17 protein-coding genes and 2 tRNA genes are annotated in these 14,619 nt (G+C 50.2%); 2 read left to right on the top strand and 17 right to left on the bottom strand.

Annotated features, from left to right (window positions below; genetic code table 11):
- Positions 1-110: 110 nt before the first annotated feature.
- The 13 genes from NFS31_RS24980 to NFS31_RS24920 all read right to left on the bottom strand — a co-directional run bounded on the left by NFS31_RS24980 (position 111) and on the right by NFS31_RS24920 (position 8,210).
- Positions 111-199 (bottom strand) — tRNA-Ser (locus NFS31_RS24980).
- A 40-nt stretch (positions 200-239) separates the two neighbouring features.
- Positions 240-325, bottom strand: a tRNA-Ser gene (locus tag NFS31_RS24975).
- A gap of 396 nt (positions 326-721) precedes the next feature.
- Complete coding sequence (ispD, locus tag NFS31_RS24970; protein WP_251501281.1) at positions 722-1,444, bottom strand: 2-C-methyl-D-erythritol 4-phosphate cytidylyltransferase; 723 nt, start codon at positions 1,442-1,444, stop codon at positions 722-724.
- 62 nt (positions 1,445-1,506) lie between these two features.
- A complete protein-coding gene (gene tsaD / locus NFS31_RS24965; protein WP_251501275.1) occupies positions 1,507-2,544 on the bottom strand; it encodes a tRNA (adenosine(37)-N6)-threonylcarbamoyltransferase complex transferase subunit TsaD in 1,038 nt (345 codons plus the stop codon).
- A gap of 32 nt (positions 2,545-2,576) precedes the next feature.
- Positions 2,577-3,491, bottom strand: coding sequence for a ribonuclease Z (locus NFS31_RS24960; protein WP_251501270.1), 915 nt, complete (start codon positions 3,489-3,491; stop codon positions 2,577-2,579).
- 123 nt (positions 3,492-3,614) lie between these two features.
- Positions 3,615-3,857, bottom strand: a complete 243-nt coding sequence (locus NFS31_RS24955; RefSeq protein ID WP_160227884.1) for a hypothetical protein — start codon at positions 3,855-3,857, stop codon at positions 3,615-3,617.
- Between the two features lie 264 nt (positions 3,858-4,121).
- Positions 4,122-4,562, bottom strand: a complete 441-nt coding sequence (rimI, locus tag NFS31_RS24950) for a ribosomal protein S18-alanine N-acetyltransferase (protein WP_251501267.1) — start codon at positions 4,560-4,562, stop codon at positions 4,122-4,124.
- Between the two features lie 57 nt (positions 4,563-4,619).
- Positions 4,620-5,369 (bottom strand): tRNA (adenosine(37)-N6)-threonylcarbamoyltransferase complex dimerization subunit type 1 TsaB, encoded by a 750-nt coding sequence (gene tsaB / locus NFS31_RS24945; protein ID WP_251501263.1) that lies wholly within the window; start codon positions 5,367-5,369, stop codon positions 4,620-4,622.
- Positions 5,366-5,824 carry a tRNA (adenosine(37)-N6)-threonylcarbamoyltransferase complex ATPase subunit type 1 TsaE gene (gene tsaE, locus NFS31_RS24940; RefSeq protein WP_251501260.1) on the bottom strand — a complete coding sequence of 153 codons (459 nt, stop codon included), beginning with the start codon at positions 5,822-5,824 and terminating at the stop codon, positions 5,366-5,368. Before tsaE ends, tsaB begins: the two co-directional genes overlap by 4 nt.
- Positions 5,825-5,974: 150 nt before the next feature.
- On the bottom strand, positions 5,975-6,544 hold the full coding sequence (locus NFS31_RS24935; RefSeq protein ID WP_251501257.1) for a hypothetical protein: 570 nt from the start codon (positions 6,542-6,544) through the stop codon (positions 5,975-5,977).
- A gap of 9 nt (positions 6,545-6,553) precedes the next feature.
- Entirely contained in the window at positions 6,554-6,952 is a 399-nt protein-coding gene (locus tag NFS31_RS24930; RefSeq protein WP_251501254.1) for a hypothetical protein, read from the bottom strand.
- Between the two features lie 324 nt (positions 6,953-7,276).
- On the bottom strand, positions 7,277-8,089 hold the full coding sequence (locus NFS31_RS24925; RefSeq protein WP_251501251.1) for an Rpn family recombination-promoting nuclease/putative transposase: 813 nt from the start codon (positions 8,087-8,089) through the stop codon (positions 7,277-7,279).
- On the bottom strand, positions 8,070-8,210 hold the full coding sequence (locus NFS31_RS24920) for a hypothetical protein (protein WP_251501248.1): 141 nt from the start codon (positions 8,208-8,210) through the stop codon (positions 8,070-8,072). The genes NFS31_RS24925 and NFS31_RS24920 overlap by 20 nt, the downstream gene beginning before the upstream one ends.
- Positions 8,211-8,289: 79 nt before the next feature.
- Between NFS31_RS24920 and NFS31_RS24915 the strand changes: the two genes are divergently transcribed.
- Positions 8,290-9,306, top strand: a complete 1,017-nt coding sequence (locus tag NFS31_RS24915; RefSeq protein WP_251501246.1) for an asparaginase — start codon at positions 8,290-8,292, stop codon at positions 9,304-9,306.
- 38 nt (positions 9,307-9,344) lie between these two features.
- Here the strand turns inward: NFS31_RS24915 and NFS31_RS24910 are convergent, their stop codons facing one another.
- On the bottom strand, positions 9,345-11,486 hold the full coding sequence (locus NFS31_RS24910) for a Tex family protein (protein WP_251501243.1): 2,142 nt from the start codon (positions 11,484-11,486) through the stop codon (positions 9,345-9,347).
- A gap of 142 nt (positions 11,487-11,628) precedes the next feature.
- The gene (locus tag NFS31_RS24905) at positions 11,629-11,853 is read right to left on the bottom strand and encodes a YdbC family protein (RefSeq protein ID WP_251501240.1); all 225 of its coding nucleotides are present in this window, start codon (positions 11,851-11,853) and stop codon (positions 11,629-11,631) included.
- A gap of 447 nt (positions 11,854-12,300) precedes the next feature.
- Between NFS31_RS24905 and NFS31_RS24900 the strand changes: the two genes are divergently transcribed.
- Positions 12,301-12,678 (top strand): DUF4190 domain-containing protein, encoded by a 378-nt coding sequence (locus NFS31_RS24900; protein WP_251501237.1) that lies wholly within the window; start codon positions 12,301-12,303, stop codon positions 12,676-12,678.
- A gap of 263 nt (positions 12,679-12,941) precedes the next feature.
- Here NFS31_RS24900 and NFS31_RS24895 read toward each other — a convergent pair whose 3' ends face one another.
- Positions 12,942-13,322 (bottom strand): DUF2752 domain-containing protein, encoded by a 381-nt coding sequence (locus tag NFS31_RS24895; RefSeq protein WP_251501234.1) that lies wholly within the window; start codon positions 13,320-13,322, stop codon positions 12,942-12,944.
- On the bottom strand, positions 13,323-14,531 hold the full coding sequence (locus NFS31_RS24890; protein WP_251501231.1) for an aspartate kinase: 1,209 nt from the start codon (positions 14,529-14,531) through the stop codon (positions 13,323-13,325).
- Positions 14,532-14,619: the final 88 nt, after the last annotated feature.

Here is a 14,619-nt window from a genome sequence, read left to right as displayed (position 1 = left end):
CTTCAAGGCTTAACCATAAGCCTTTTGTCTTAAGAATTTTCAGGGTTTTATATACTGTTCAGTTTTCAAGGTTCTTGATGGGGGATATCGGCTTTACGCCGACATCCGAACGCAGAAGGAGGGATTTGAACCCTCGCGCCGCTACTAACGACCTACTCCCTTTCCAGGGGAGCCCCTTCAGCCGCTTGGGTACTTCTGCCTGCTGAATCTTATATATTATGAAGTTCTTTTGTTCTAAACGGAGAGAGTGGGATTCGAACCCACGCGCCCTTTCGGACAAACGGTTTTCAAGACCGCCTCGTTATGACCGCTTCGATATCTCTCCAAATGTGCTTCCATATTATAAAGTATGTAAGCTTGTTTGTCAAGTCCTTTTTTATATTTATTTTTTAATAAATATAAACCGGGATGGCGGCCGTCTCCTGAGAGCGGTGTCAGTCCTATGGACGTTTGTCGCTTGCTGTCGTTTTCCTCAGCAGCAACGTCGTTTATTCTACCACCCTTTATCCGGTCTGTCAACTGTTTTTTTCATAATTTCCCAATTTTCTAATTTAACTGAATTTTAGGTAACAGTTCAGACGGCGGGGAAGCTGGCGGAAATTTAGGCGTTAAGCTTGCTTATAAGCCCAAATTTCCGCCAGCTTCCACATCCGATGGACTCCGATGCTTCTTGTCCGGCGTAGACGGGCAAGAAGATGCCCCGTCTGAACTGTTACGATTTTCATGATAAACGCGAATGCAGCAGCGCCTCCGCAATTGTTATATCCTCCGGTGTGGTGACCTTCATATTCTGATATGCGCCTTCTGTCAGCTTCACCCGGCAGCCGGCCATACGTTCAGCTACCATCGCATCATCTGTCACTCCCTGCTGGTATTCCTTACAGCTCATCATCTTTTCATATGCCGCCATGATGAGCGGAAAGGAAAAGCCCTGCGGCGTCTGGATATTCCACAGGAATCTGCGATCCGGCGTAGTTTCGGCAAAGCCGTCGCGATCCGCCTGTTTTATGGTGTCCTTGGATGGCATTCCCGCAGCGCAGGCATTGTATGTATACGCGTCCTCCATAACCCGGCGGATGATTCCATCGTCCACCAGCGGCCTAGCCCCGTCGTGGATCAGGACATAATCCCCTTCCCCGTATCCGATACTCTTTAATTCTTTGAGTCCTTCATAAACGGAGTGATACCGCTCCGCCCCTCCGGGGATGATCCGCTTTATTTTATTGAAGCCGTATTTCTTTGCAATGTCGCGGCGGCACGCCTCGATTTCAAATTCCCCTGTCACAAGGATGATATCCTGCGCCGGGCTTTTTTCAAATGCAATGGCGGCATAGTACAGAAGCGGATGGCCGTTTAAAAGCATATATTGCTTCTGCACCTTACTGTGCATGCGCGTCCCTCTTCCGGCGGCCAGCAGAATGACGCCTGTCCTTTTTTCTTCCATCGCCTGTATCCTCCCTCAGGAAGCATATTTTAAAATCATTCCCGCAGTCAGTGCGCTCAGATTCAGCGTTCCCCCAGCTTTAAGTTGGGAACAGCATTCAGATCCCAGCCCGCCCTGGCTCCGTTTCTATATTCATAATACGCGGCTGCGCCGATCATAGCCGCATTGTCCGTGCAGAGAATCGGGGACGGATAATATAGAGACAGGCCGGCTTTCCGGCAGGCTTCCCCCATGCCTTCGCGCAGCGCCGTATTGGAAGCAACGCCTCCTGCAATGGCGACTTTGGTAAAGCCGTATTGTCCTGCCGCATCGACGGTTCGGGACACAAGAACTTCCACGACGGCATTTTGAAAGGAAGCTGCAAGGTCTGCTACATTTATCCTCTCTCCTGTCATCTTCGCGTGATTAATATAGTTAAGAACCGATGATTTTAAGCCGCTGAAGCTGAAATCAAACGGGTTGTCTCCCACTCTGGCCCTCGGAAACTCCATGGCGTGCGGATCTCCCTCTCTCGCCGCCTTATCAATCTTGGGGCCTCCGGGATATCCAAGGCCAACTGCCCGCGCAACCTTATCAAACGCCTCGCCTGCCGCGTCGTCCCTTGTCCTTCCGATGATTTCAAATTCTCCGTAATCCCTGACGATCACCAGGTGCGTATGGCCTCCTGAGACGATCAGGCACACAAACGGAGGCTCCAAATCAGGATTTTCGATAAAATTGGCGGATACATGCCCTTCGATATGATGCACCCCTATCAGCGGTTTTCCTGCCGCATAGGCCAGCGCCTTTGCCTCTGCCACGCCTACCAGAAGAGGGCCTACCAGTCCCGGGCCGTAAGTTACGGCGATTGCGGTCATATCGTCAAGCGCCATATCCGCTTCCGAAAGCGCTGCTTCTATGACCTGGTTGATTTTTTCGATATGCTTTCTGGACGCGATCTCCGGCACTACCCCGCCGTACTGGGTATGGAGCGCAATCTGCGATGAAATGACATTGGAGCACACCTCCCGCCCGTTTTTTACAACCGACGCCGCTGTCTCGTCGCAGGAGCTTTCAATCGCCAGAATATAGACGTCGCCCTGTGTCGTATGTTCTTTCATAAAAATATGCCCTGCCTTTGTTTTTACAGCCGTTATGGGGTTTCTTCAAATCCAAGCTCCGCGCTCCAGCCGTCTCTGGCGGCCTTTGCTCCCGGAAAAATTTCCCGCACCCGATCCATGAATTCCTCCGGGCGGGTCAGGGACGGGCTGTAATGGGTCAGCCACATTTCTTTTGGCTGCGCCTCCTTTGCCAGGCGGGCCGCCTCATAGAACGTCATATGCTTATATTCTCTGGCCTTGGACTCCTTTCCGTCCTCGCCGTACATGCCTTCGCAGATAAACAGATCCGCTTCCTTTGCATACTCTGCAATCACCGGCACAGGACGGGTGTCTGTGCAGTAGGCGACCCGGATCCCCCTGCGCGGCGGACCCAGAACCATATCCGGCGTCAGAACGCGGCCTTCAGTTTCCACTGTCTCCCCATTTTGCAGGCGGGACCAGTATTTCTGCGGTATCTCCTGCGATCGGGCTCTGTCTACGTCAAACTTCCCTCTCCTGGGAATCGAAAAGGAGTAGCCATAGCATATTACATTATGGTTTACACGGTAAGCGTCTATCACATAAGGTCCCAGAACGAGCTGCTGCCTGGGCTCTGTCAGTTCAATAAAGGTAATCGGAAACGGCAGCTCCGGCGCAATAGTGCGGAGCGCTGTGACCACCCTCTCAAGCCCTTTGGGTCCAATCATAGTGACCGGCTCCGTGCGCTCCGCATTCCCCATGGTCAGCAGAAGGCCGGGAAGGCCGCTGATATGATCCGCGTGATAATGGGTAAAGCAAATGATATCAAGCGGTTTCGGGCTCCATCCCTTTTCCTTTAACGCTACCTGCGTGCCTTCTCCACAGTCTGTAAGCAGAGCGCTTCCCTCACAGCGGAGCATAAGCGATGTCAGGCGCCGATACGGCAGCGGCATCATGCCCCCTGTTCCAAGCAAACAAACATCCAGCATGTAAATCCCTCTTTTCCGGCAGCTTTCCCTGATTTTCATACAGCCGGCGCAAAAAGACTTAAACCGGCTTAAGCTGTCACCAGATCATACCATAAAAGGGACAGACATGGCAAGTCCATATCGTTATAAAAGCTCAAGCTGCTCTTCCACATCCGCAGGAATCGCGAATTCTGCCAGAACCGAGTCATAGCACTCCTCACAGAGGTCAAAATGATGCACTTCCCCGTCCTTTTCGGAAAAATAATCCCAGGCATAATCAAAGCGGGCCGCCCCTTCCCGAAGAATGCCCTCCTTTACGATCATTTTCTTACCGCACATGTTGCAGTAGATTGCTTCAAGCCTTCCATCCTCTCCGTATTTTTTCATTTTACCCTCACCTTTCTCTTTGCGGCGCTTTTAATACAACGCCCGCCGCCGCCTTTTTCACGTTTCAGGACATCCGCCCTGTTTTTCCCGTTTTTTATGATTTCCTCTGCCGTCAAATGCATTGCTTTACCGTGACATTTCAAACCGCCTGAATGGTTTTTACGCGGGCGTTTTCTTTAAGCCGTGCAGACAAAAGGAGCATCTCCAGCCGGGATACTCCTCTATTATATCGGTTCTTATGCATGATTTTAAGTGGTAATTTCTTCAATTACAGCGATGCTGCATGATATATGCATCCTCAGCCGGGTGTGTGTAATACCTTTTTCTGACTGCTTTTATCTCATAACCATAGGATTTGTATAGACGGATCGCCGGAAGATTGGAAGCTCTTACCTCCAGCGAAAGCGACTGCGCCCCGTTTTCACTGGCATGCTTTTCCAGTTCCTCCATCAGCTCCCTGGCGTACCCCCGGCCCCTTTTTGCAGGATGTACGGCAATCCGCATAAGTTCTCCCTCTCCCGCAACGATGCGGAGGTTGCAGTAGCCGGCGATCCCGCCCTCTTCCTCCAGAACCCAGACCTGATCCAACGGGCTGTCAAGGCACTGCGACAAAAGGTTCTCCGGCCACGGAACCGTAAAGCATTGCTCTTCCAGGCCGGCTACGGATGGCAGATCCTCTTTCTGCATGCTTCGTATAACAGACATACTTACTCCCTCCCTTTTTCCGCCGCCAGCGCATTTGCCTGATATCCGAACGGTTTTTTATATCTGAGCTGCGACCGCGATCCCGGCGGACAGCTTGTCAAGCGCCCCCAGCCTCTCTGCCGTCTCACGCTCGCGCTCTGCCTGGGATTTGCGCAGGTAATCCGGCCTGTGCTCTGCCGCTGTCTCAAACCGTCCTTCCGCAAAATACACGCCTCCAAGCGCTGCTACCGCGGCGGCTCTCTGGCGGTTTACATGCGGAGGCGCAAATTCGTACGGGGCGGTTAATTCCTGTTCTATTATATGGCGGCAGACAGGCGTCCCGTCCCCAAGAAATATAACCTGTTCCCCTCTTTTGTTTAAATCGCTGATCAGTTCCCTGATGTCCCCGGCCCACTGCTCCCGGACAATCTCAAAGCAATCCGAAAAACGGTAGAGCCCGGTATAAACCTGATTTCTGCGCGCGTCCATGAGCGGGCAGATAAGCGCTTTCGCCCCGTAAAGGCCATAAGCCATCGCGTCCACGGTCGGAACGTGGATCAGCGGCTTTTTAAGCGCCAGCCCCAGCCCCTTTGCCGTGGCGGAACCGATGCGCAGTCCTGTAAAGGATCCCGGCCCTCCTGATACTGCGATCGCGTCTATCTCCTTTATGTCCATCTCGAGCAGCGTCATCATCGCGTCTATCATGGGAAGCAGCGTCTGGGAATGCGTCTTTTTTAAATTCACTGTGTATTCCCCTATCACCACATCCTCAGTCGCCACGGCGACTGACGCCACCAGGGACGAGCTCTCTATGCCGAGTATGTTCATACCGCACCTTTCCTTTCTCTTTCGCTGTCGTGAGGCCGGCATATCAAAATCCGACGGTAATCAAATCCCTTTTCCATATCTTTCTCTATCCGTATGGAAACAGCATATTCCGGCAGAAGCTCTGCTATCAGCTCCGGCCATTCGACAAGGCAGACCCCTTCGCCGTAAAAGCAGTCCTCATAGCCGATCTCATCCATCTCGCTGATATCGCCAATCCGGTATACATCAAAATGATACAGGGGCAGGCGTCCCCCATCGTGCTGCTGTATGATGGTAAAGGTGGGGCTGGAGACAGGCTCGCGTATTCCAAGTCCGTCAGCAAAGCCCTGGGCCAGGACGGTTTTTCCGGTTCCCAAATCACCGCTCAGACAGTAGACTTCTCCCTGAATGGCGCGCTCTCCCAGCTTTTTTCCGATATCAAAGGTTTCTTGTGGAGTGTGGGTTTCGATGATCATCGCTTGCTCCTCCTTAATGCCTGGCAAGCGGCGGCGATGGGGGAATCTCCGCCGGGGTGTACCAGCGCGTTGTTTCTTTCATCATCTTAATATATGGGGGAGGAAATGTCAATGTTGGGGAATTTCCTAAGGGATTGTTTGGGATTACAATTACTCTTCTGAAACCTTATATTTGCCAATATATAACTCATCATTTAATTTTCGGATAACTACTTCATCATTCACGTTTAGCTGTTTGCGGCGGATTAATATTGCTGTTTCTTCTTTGTCCCCAAAGTCATTATGCAATCTGCATTTATATAACCGATATCCCGCAAGCTCCAGACACACATTGCTGTCGCATCTATAATGCAACAAACACAATACGGCAAGAAATCCAAATATTATCATAAACTGAATCATATCAAACCATTGTGTAAAATCAAATGCAAGAAGAGGCAATGCATTAGATAATAGATATGCTGTTGTCGAAACCGTGTCTTTCTCAGCAGTAACAACCATGTATTCCTCCGTATTCTGGCTCGTCTGCTGCTTTCCTAATGTTTTTACTGTAATCAGCACACTGATAAACAGTATAAATATAATGAGTCCTAAACCAATCCATTCTGTATATGGGCAGTTTGTTCCATCTATCAGGCTTTTTACGTCAATACATAAAATGCAAATCCACAGTGGTGCAAATGATAAGAAAAACATACTCATGAGAAATAATATCGACATCCGAGCACCTCACATCCATTGCCTTGCTCCCTCCACTTCAACCGGATCATCATTTACCGGATCAATCATCCCTTTTTTACAAAGAAATTTAACGATCCTATTCACATTTTCACTATCAGATGAATCAAACGTTCCTTCCTGTATTTGTGTAATACCAAATTTTCCAGCCATCCTGTTCCTAAAATGCGTATCATTTTTAATTTTATTCAGTCTGTTTTCATCAAATGACACAAATTTTCTTGGGTTATGTCCAGACGTTGCATATTGCCTGAACGCGCTTTCATCCGATATAATCCCACTATTGATAATATCCTCAACCTTACTGTGACAGATAGTTCTATACGCTCTCTCCATATTAAAAAGCTTCTCGCCATTCATATTGAATAAATATACCACATCATTAATCATCGCAACATCAACATATCCGCGTAATGACAAATATATCAGAGGTTGTCACTATAATATCATGGGTATTGTAAACAAACTCGCCGCGAACATCTCTGGCGTTTAATAGCTGAAGAGACCATGCAGTACACTTGTCCAAGTTTCCAAAGATCTGTTTTATCTTTTGTATTGACATAACCCGCCCCCGGTAATCATTTATATCGCAGTATTTATACTAATTTTTTGAATATTTTCCTTTGTCACCTGCAGCCTTTCCGATTTTTTCAAGCAGCAGCTTAGACTTCCTGCCTATTTTTTCACCTGCGATAAGAAAAACATACACAATGTTTACAATTTTGCTATATATTTTAGCTTATCCGCTTCTGAAATCTTCATCGCCGCCATAGCCTGTTCCGCAGACCATTTCATTGTTTCCATTAAATTTTTTATTGTCTGGAGCACTACACGATCTATAGTCTCATTTCTCATATCTTCCATAACCTTACACATTTCCTGGACTCCTTTCGGATTTTCTTTCAGATATCTTGTGCGTTCTGCCATAAGCTCGAAATTCATGTCATCAGCGTTCGTACAGCTAAAATCATGCATTAGCCTTCCTAAATCAGATTCGCCTCTATATTCGCCATTGACATACAAGATGTGTTCTCCATCCCCAAACTCTGTTCCTGTTGTCAGATTCATCCGTTCAATCACATAAACCGGATCCCCTTTCCCATAAAAATCTTCTTCTGTAATGAATATGGTATAGGTATCCGGCAGCTCTTTAAATTCCTGTCCAGCGTCCAGATTCTCAATATCCAGCACGCTGGAATGATATCTCGCCCTGTGTGGGTCGGCTCCCTTATCAGCCCTTTGAATTTCGCAGTCATATTTTCTATTTTCTGAATCCGTTCCATATGCATCTAAGCAAATAGAACGTGCGCCAGCCAATCGCTTCATATCCTTTTGTGTATGGCAATCCGTAATAATCAAATCCTGTTTGCCGATAATAATCCGCAGTACCAGCTCAACTAATGGAATATTGTCTTTAAACAGGCATCGCATGAAATCGTCATCTATTGGACGAAAACCACGCAGGCGTTGTAAATCCTCCTGATGTTCACGCTCTTTTCTCTGCTGCTCAGTCTCCCCTATTATCATAGACACCTCTTTCCTGCTTGTTACTGGTGCTTTCCATACATAAATTATAATCGGGATTTGCCGGAAATACAACAGAAAGAACACTATTTTCAATAGCCGATACTATACCCCTGGCCATCATTAATCCGCCCCCTTGTCCATACAGTGTTTTTCCTATATACTTAAAACAACAGCCATATTGCAATTACAGGAGGGAATCCATGAAAAAAATTTTACTTTTCACCACCGGAGGCACCATCGCCTCAAGGGAAGGCGGAAATGGCCTAGAGCCTGATATCAAGCCGGGGGAGCTGCTTTCCTATATGGGAGATCTGACCAGCCGTTATGATATTGACTGCAGGGAGCTTTTGAATCTTGACAGTTCCAATATCCAAGCGGAGGAATGGAGGACGATTGCGCGCGGTATTTTCGATAATATAAGATGTTATGACGGAATCATTGTCACACACGGCACGGACACGATGGCCTACACGGCTTCGATTCTTTCTTTTATGCTGCCGAATCTGCCGATTCCGGTCGTGCTGACCGGTTCTCAGATGCCGATTGATAATATGCTGACAGATGCCAGAAATAATCTTTACGCCGCTTTTGCGGCCATAGACGCCGGTATCAGAGGGCTTTCTGTGGCTTTTAACCGGCGGATTATGCGCGGCTGCCGGGCCGTTAAAGTCCGCACGCTGGGATTTGAGGCGTTTGAGAGCGTAAATGCGCCCTATCTGGCCGAGGTGTTTGCGAATGGGATGCATCTGTACCACGACCCGCATGAACAGGCCGCCGGGCTGGAAGGAAAACCGCTTCTTTTGGACAGCCTGTGCACGGATGTATTTCTCTTAAAACTGATCCCGAATACAAAGCCGGAGATCTTTGACGCGCTGGCGGATTTGGGGTATCGCGGGATTGTGCTTGAGGCATTCGGCGCGGGAGGACTTCACTTTTTCCGGAGAAATCTTCTGGAAAAGCTTCAGAAGCTCACCCGCGCCGGGATCTCGGTGGTCGCCTGCAGCCAGTGTCTTTATGAGCCCAGCGATTTTTCGATCTATGAGGTGGGCCGGCGGCTTCTTGAATGCGGCGTTATCCCCGGGCGCGATATGACGACTGAGGCGGCTGTCACAAAACTGATGTGGGCTCTGGGACAGACCGGCGATCCGGAAGAGGTGCGCCGTCTCTTTCAGACAAACCTGGCCGGGGAAGTTTCCCTGGACGAAAGCAGGGCCTGAAATGAAGCCGGATGCTGTACTGACATAATGCCTGCTGCCTACAGCTTCATCGTCAGCGATATACGCTTTTTCTGCGCATCCACGCTCAGCACCTTTACCTCCACCACATCCCCGACGCTGACCGCCTCCAGGGGATGCTTTATATAGCGCTCCGTGATCTGGGAAATATGTACGAGGCCGTCCTGATGGACGCCGATATCCACAAACGCGCCGAAATCAATGACGTTGCGCACCGTACCCTTTAAAATCATTCCCGGCTTTAAGTCCGCCAGATCCATGACGTCTGTCCTCAGAATCGGCTTTGGCATCTCGTCGCGCGGATCCCTGGCCGGTTTTTCAAGCTCTTTTACGATATCCCGCAGCGTGATTTCACCAATCTCCAGCTCGCCGGCAAGCTTTTTGTAATCGCCAACTTTTTTTCCGATTCCGGGAACGCCTCCTGCTGTCACGTCAGAGAGGGCAAAGCCCAGCCGTTTCAGAAGCGCCTCAGCCGCCTTGTAGCTCTCCGGATGCACGCTTGTCGCGTCCAGAGGGTTGCGCCCGCCCTGGATTCTCGTAAACCCGGCGCACTGTTCAAAGGCTTTGGGGCCCAGCTTCGGCACCTTTAAAAGCTCTCTCCGGCTTGTAAATACGCCGTTTTCTTCCCGGTATGCCACGATATTCTTTGCAATCGTTTTATTGATACCGGAAATATACTCAAGGAGCGATGCGGATGCTGTGTTGAGATCCACGCCGACGCGGTTCACACAGTCCTCCACCACGCCCTGCAGGGCCTCGCTCAGCTTTTTCTGGTTCATATCATGCTGGTACTGCCCGACTCCGATGGAACGGGGGTCAATCTTCACCAGCTCCGCAAGGGGATCCTGAAGGCGTCTGGCAATGGAAACAGCGCTCCTCTGCCCCACATCAAATTGGGGAAATTCCTCTGTCGCCAGCTTGCTCGCCGAATAGACGGAAGCGCCCGCCTCGCTGACAATGATATACTGCACCTGCTCCGGAATCTCCTTTAAGAGTTCAACAATGATCTGTTCTGACTCTCTGGAGGCGGTTCCGTTCCCCACGGAAATCAGTGTGATACCGTACCGGCTTATCAGCTCCTTTAATTTCTTTTTTGCCTCTGCCACTTTACTCTGCGGCGGCGTGGGGTAAATCACTACCGTATCGAGAACCTTTCCGGTCGCGTCCACCACAGCCAGCTTACAGCCGGTGCGGAAGGCGGGATCCCAGCCCAGAACCACGCGCCCCACGATTGGAGGCTGCATCAGAAGCTGCTCCAGATTCTTTCCGAACACTCTGACCGCTCCGGCCTCGGCCTCCTCTGACAGAGCGTTTCGGATCTCGCGCTCGATTGCCGGAGCCATCAGGCGCTCATAGCTGTCCCGCGCGACTTCCTTTAATACCGGCGTCGTCTCCGGATTACTGCGCGTTATGGTCTTTTTCTCCAGATAGCGGAGAATTTTCTCCTCCGGAGCCGTAATTTTAACCGTGAGGATCTTTTCCTTCTCCCCCCGGTTCAGCGCCAGAATCCGGTGTCCCGCCAGTTTTTTTACCGGCTCTGTAAAACTGTAATACATCTCATATACAGATTCCGCGCTCTCGTCCTTAGCAGACGACTCCAGAATCCCCTCCTCGGAAGTTGCTTTGCGAATATAGGTTCTGTATTCCGCCGTCTCCGAAATCCGCTCTGCCAGGATATCCTTCGCGCCTGCGATTGCCTCTTTCGCGTCCGCAACGCCCTTTTCCTCAGAAACAAAGCGCTCCGCCGCTTTGAGAAGCGGCTCTTTAAGCTCCTGAAGCCATATAAGGTCTGCCAGAGGCTCGAGCCCTTTTTCCTTTGCAATGCCCGCTCTCGTGCGCCGTTTCGGGCGGTATGGCAGATACAGATCCTCCGCTGCCACAAGCGTCCTGGCCTCCAGAATCCGGGCCTCCAGTTCCGGAGTCAGCTTCTCTTGCTCCCGGATAGAGCTAAGGATCTGCTCCTTCCGTTCCTCCAAATTGCGCAGGTATTTCAGGCGCTCGTCCAGATTCCGGAGCACCTCATCGTTCAGAGAGCCGGTCGCTTCTTTCCGGTATCTGGCTATAAACGGAATCGTATTGCCCTCGTCGATCAGCTTCACCGCCGCCTCCGCCTGCCCGCGGCCAATCTGTAATTCTTCTTTAAGGATTTGAATAATATCCATTATTTTATTCCCTTCATTTCCACTGGTGATATGTATGGTAACGGAATGATATTCATTATACAGGATTGGAGGCGGGGGCGCAAGAGATCCGTGTATGCTTTTGTCTCTTTTGCCTCCTCTGGTTTATCACGCGGACAGGATCTTAGTCTTCCATCATGCTTCTGAGGATCTTGTATAGTGATTCTGCCTCTTCGGCCGTCAGCGTAATCCCTTTTCCCATCTTTTCATGGTTCGGCGCCCAATCCCTTATGTCATACTTTGGTTTTGCGCCATTCCATGAAATAAGATTCACTTCCTTTGTCCAGCCCTTCGGGTTTTCGGAAAGCGTTCCCAGTTCTTCCTGGATTTCAAATTTAATATCAGACATCTTGTTCTCCTTTCGTATTCAGGGGGCTTTGCATGATTAGGTTAGCCCATGGGTACGTAAAAGGGCCGCCAGTGTCAGTTTCTGTATCCAACAGAACCCCGCTCCCGCTCGGAGAAAAGCGCAGCGGACGCTAAGATCGAAAACACCTCGCTAAGCGCCGGCGGTTTTCTACGGGTTCTTTATGGATACAGAATCTGACACTGGCTACGTGATCGGCAGGCTTTAAACATGCAGTCCAGCGGGTTTCTGTCAAAATCTTTCAGGTAAATATATTGGTCAGGATTTTATCTTAAATTTTTGTATTTTACTTTTACCTCCTCTCACCGGCATACTGTTACAGCTAACAATTCACAACTCTGCAAAACAGCCCGCTGGACAAGCCGCAAAAACCGTGCTACAATTATGATTCTAATCACCCGTAATCTATCGGCAGGGAGGTACAATTTTATGGAATATTACGACAACAACGATTCACAATACAATCCGCCGCCGCAAGGCCCTTCGGTCAACCAGCCTAATAAGATGGCGATTGCTTCTATGATTTGCGGAATCGTCGGAATCCTTCTTTTATGCTGCTGTGTTATGTTTCCGGCATCTGTCCTTTTGGGCGTAACTGCGATTGTCCTGGCTGTTCAGTCCAAAAAAGGGGAACCATTATGCGGATATGGCATAGCCGGCATAATTTTAGGGATCTTCAGCCTGGTTCTGGGGATTGCGGAATTCGCTTATATGATGCTTATCACCTCTATGATGAGGGATCCGCAGTTTGCCCCTATCTTTGACCAGATCATGGAGCAGTATGAAAATGCCATCCAGTCACGATGATTTAAGAACCGTAGGCCCGCCTTCAAAGTCAAGGCCCACCGATCACGTAGCCAGAGGCAGCTTCTATATCCATAAGGAACCCGTAGAAAACCGCCGGCGCTTAGCGAGGTCTTTTCGAGCTTAGCGTCCGCTGCGCTTTTCTCCGAGCGAGAGCGGGGTTCCGTTGGATATAGAAGCTGCCTCTGGCGGCCTTATCACGACTATTCCCCACATACTTACTTGCATATACTCCGTCGCTTATTCTTTACTTAATATCAGATCCATCACCCCTGATCCAAAACCGCCAGCACATCCACTCCCCAAAAGAGCAAACCGTTTTTAACAACAAAATTTCCCCCCATCAGCACCGCTCCCCCCACTAAGGCCGCCTTCCAGCAAATCTGCCGGAACGGCTTATCCTTCTTGCGGCAGTATACATACCATAGCAAAAGCAGCGGCCCAGCTATAACCGAATACAGCACGAGCGGATGGTAGATGGCGCTCAGCAGAATCTCCCCCTTCAACAGGCTTTTGACCGCCCTGGTCCCCCCGCATCCCGGGCAGTACGCGCCTGTCATCATGTGGAAAAGGCAGGGAAAATTTCCCTGCCATACCGCCTTTATAAGCCCTGCCGCAAGCATGGCGGCCGCCTTAAGCCGATCCATTTATTCTGCAAGCGAGAAAGCGTCATGTACCACCCGCATGGCGCGGTTTGCGTCTTCCTCGTCTATGAGCACCGTAATCCGGATTTCGGAGGTGGCAATCATGCGGATATTGATATGGACGCCGGACAGAGCCTCGAACATCTTTGCCGCCACGCCCGGATTGCTGGTCATGCCGGCTCCGATGATGGAAATCTTAGCCACAGCGGAGTTGCACTCCACAGCCTGGGCTGTCAGGACTTCCATGTTCTCTCTGAGAAGCGCCATGGCCTCATCCAGATCGGTTCTGGCCACGGTAAAGGAAATATCCTTCTGGTTTTCTCTGCCAATGGACTGAATGATGATATCCACATTGATCCGATGGCGCGCCAGGAGGTCGAACAGCTTAAATGCAATTCCCGGCTCATCCTTCACTCCCAGTACGGAGATTCTGGCCGTGTTCTTATCCACCGCCACTCCGCTGACTAACATTTTTTCCATCTTGGTCTTCTCCTTTACAATCGTCCCTTCTGCGCAGCTCAAGCTTGAGAGCACCGCCAGCTCCACATTGTACCGTTTTGCCATCTCCACGGAACGGTTGTGAAGCACCTTGGCCCCCAGGCTGGCAAATTCCAGCATCTCGTCATATGAAATCTCGGAAAGCTTTCTCGCGTTGGGAACCACTCTCGGATCCGCTGTATACACGCCGTCCACGTCTGTATAGATCTCACACCGGTCCGCACGCAGGGCCGCTGCCAGCGCCACAGCCGTGGTGTCTGAGCCGCCGCGCCCCAGCGTGGTCAGATCATCGTATTTGTTCACCCCCTGAAAGCCTGTGATAACGACAATCTTCCTGGAATCCAGCTCATGGCGGATGCGTTCCGAGTCGATCCGCTTAAGCTTTGCCTGCCCGTAAGCAGTCGTGGTCGTCATGGGAATCTGGGCGGCGTTTAAGGAAATGGCCTGCACGCCCATAGACTGAATCGCCATAGCCATCAAAGCCACGGACACCTGTTCCCCGGTCGTAAGCAGCATATCCAGCTCCCTCTTTGACGGATTGGGCGTAATCTCATGCGCTTTGGCTATCAGCCCGTCTGTGGTCTTTCCCATGGCGGATAAAACGACAACCACATCATTTCCCTTTTTATAGTCCTCAATGCATCTGGCCGCCACATTAAATATCCGCTCCCGATCCGCTACGGAGCTGCCGCCAAATTTTTTTACGATCAGCATATTATCTCCCCCGCCCCAGACTGTCCGAAAACCCTGATCTTCATCCATTTGAAGTCATTTTGGACACTAAAAAATCAGGTTCATCGGA

The organism is Otoolea muris, assembly GCF_943193115.1.
In the GTDB taxonomy this organism is placed as follows: Bacteria; Bacillota; Clostridia; order Lachnospirales; family Lachnospiraceae; genus Otoolea; species Otoolea muris.
The sequence above is the reverse complement of the archived record's forward strand: the minus strand, read 5'-3'. Positions and strand labels throughout refer to the sequence as shown.

What these genes read in the sequence shown, in the direction of transcription:
- ispD (WP_251501281.1), bottom strand. Translation starts at nt 1,444, where the DNA reads ATGGAAGAAAAAAGGACAGGCGTCATTCTGCTGGCCGCCGGAAGAGGG.
- tsaD (WP_251501275.1), bottom strand. Translation starts at nt 2,544, where the DNA reads ATGAAAGAACATACGACACAGGGCGACGTCTATATTCTGGCGATTGAA.
- NFS31_RS24960 (WP_251501270.1), bottom strand. Translation starts at nt 3,491, where the DNA reads ATGCTGGATGTTTGTTTGCTTGGAACAGGGGGCATGATGCCGCTGCCG.
- NFS31_RS24955 (WP_160227884.1), bottom strand. Translation starts at nt 3,857, where the DNA reads ATGAAAAAATACGGAGAGGATGGAAGGCTTGAAGCAATCTACTGCAAC.
- rimI (WP_251501267.1), bottom strand. Translation starts at nt 4,562, where the DNA reads ATGTCTGTTATACGAAGCATGCAGAAAGAGGATCTGCCATCCGTAGCC.
- tsaB (WP_251501263.1), bottom strand. Translation starts at nt 5,369, where the DNA reads ATGAACATACTCGGCATAGAGAGCTCGTCCCTGGTGGCGTCAGTCGCC.
- tsaE (WP_251501260.1), bottom strand. Translation starts at nt 5,824, where the DNA reads ATGATCATCGAAACCCACACTCCACAAGAAACCTTTGATATCGGAAAA.
- NFS31_RS24935 (WP_251501257.1), bottom strand. Translation starts at nt 6,544, where the DNA reads ATGTCGATATTATTTCTCATGAGTATGTTTTTCTTATCATTTGCACCA.
- NFS31_RS24930 (WP_251501254.1), bottom strand. Translation starts at nt 6,952, where the DNA reads ATGATTAATGATGTGGTATATTTATTCAATATGAATGGCGAGAAGCTT.
- NFS31_RS24925 (WP_251501251.1), bottom strand. Translation starts at nt 8,089, where the DNA reads ATGATAATAGGGGAGACTGAGCAGCAGAGAAAAGAGCGTGAACATCAG.
- NFS31_RS24920 (WP_251501248.1), bottom strand. Translation starts at nt 8,210, where the DNA reads ATGATGGCCAGGGGTATAGTATCGGCTATTGAAAATAGTGTTCTTTCT.
- NFS31_RS24915 (WP_251501246.1), top strand. Translation starts at nt 8,290, where the DNA reads ATGAAAAAAATTTTACTTTTCACCACCGGAGGCACCATCGCCTCAAGG.
- NFS31_RS24910 (WP_251501243.1), bottom strand. Translation starts at nt 11,486, where the DNA reads ATGGATATTATTCAAATCCTTAAAGAAGAATTACAGATTGGCCGCGGG.
- NFS31_RS24905 (WP_251501240.1), bottom strand. Translation starts at nt 11,853, where the DNA reads ATGTCTGATATTAAATTTGAAATCCAGGAAGAACTGGGAACGCTTTCC.
- NFS31_RS24900 (WP_251501237.1), top strand. Translation starts at nt 12,301, where the DNA reads ATGGAATATTACGACAACAACGATTCACAATACAATCCGCCGCCGCAA.
- NFS31_RS24895 (WP_251501234.1), bottom strand. Translation starts at nt 13,322, where the DNA reads ATGGATCGGCTTAAGGCGGCCGCCATGCTTGCGGCAGGGCTTATAAAG.
- NFS31_RS24890 (WP_251501231.1), bottom strand. Translation starts at nt 14,531, where the DNA reads ATGCTGATCGTAAAAAAATTTGGCGGCAGCTCCGTAGCGGATCGGGAG.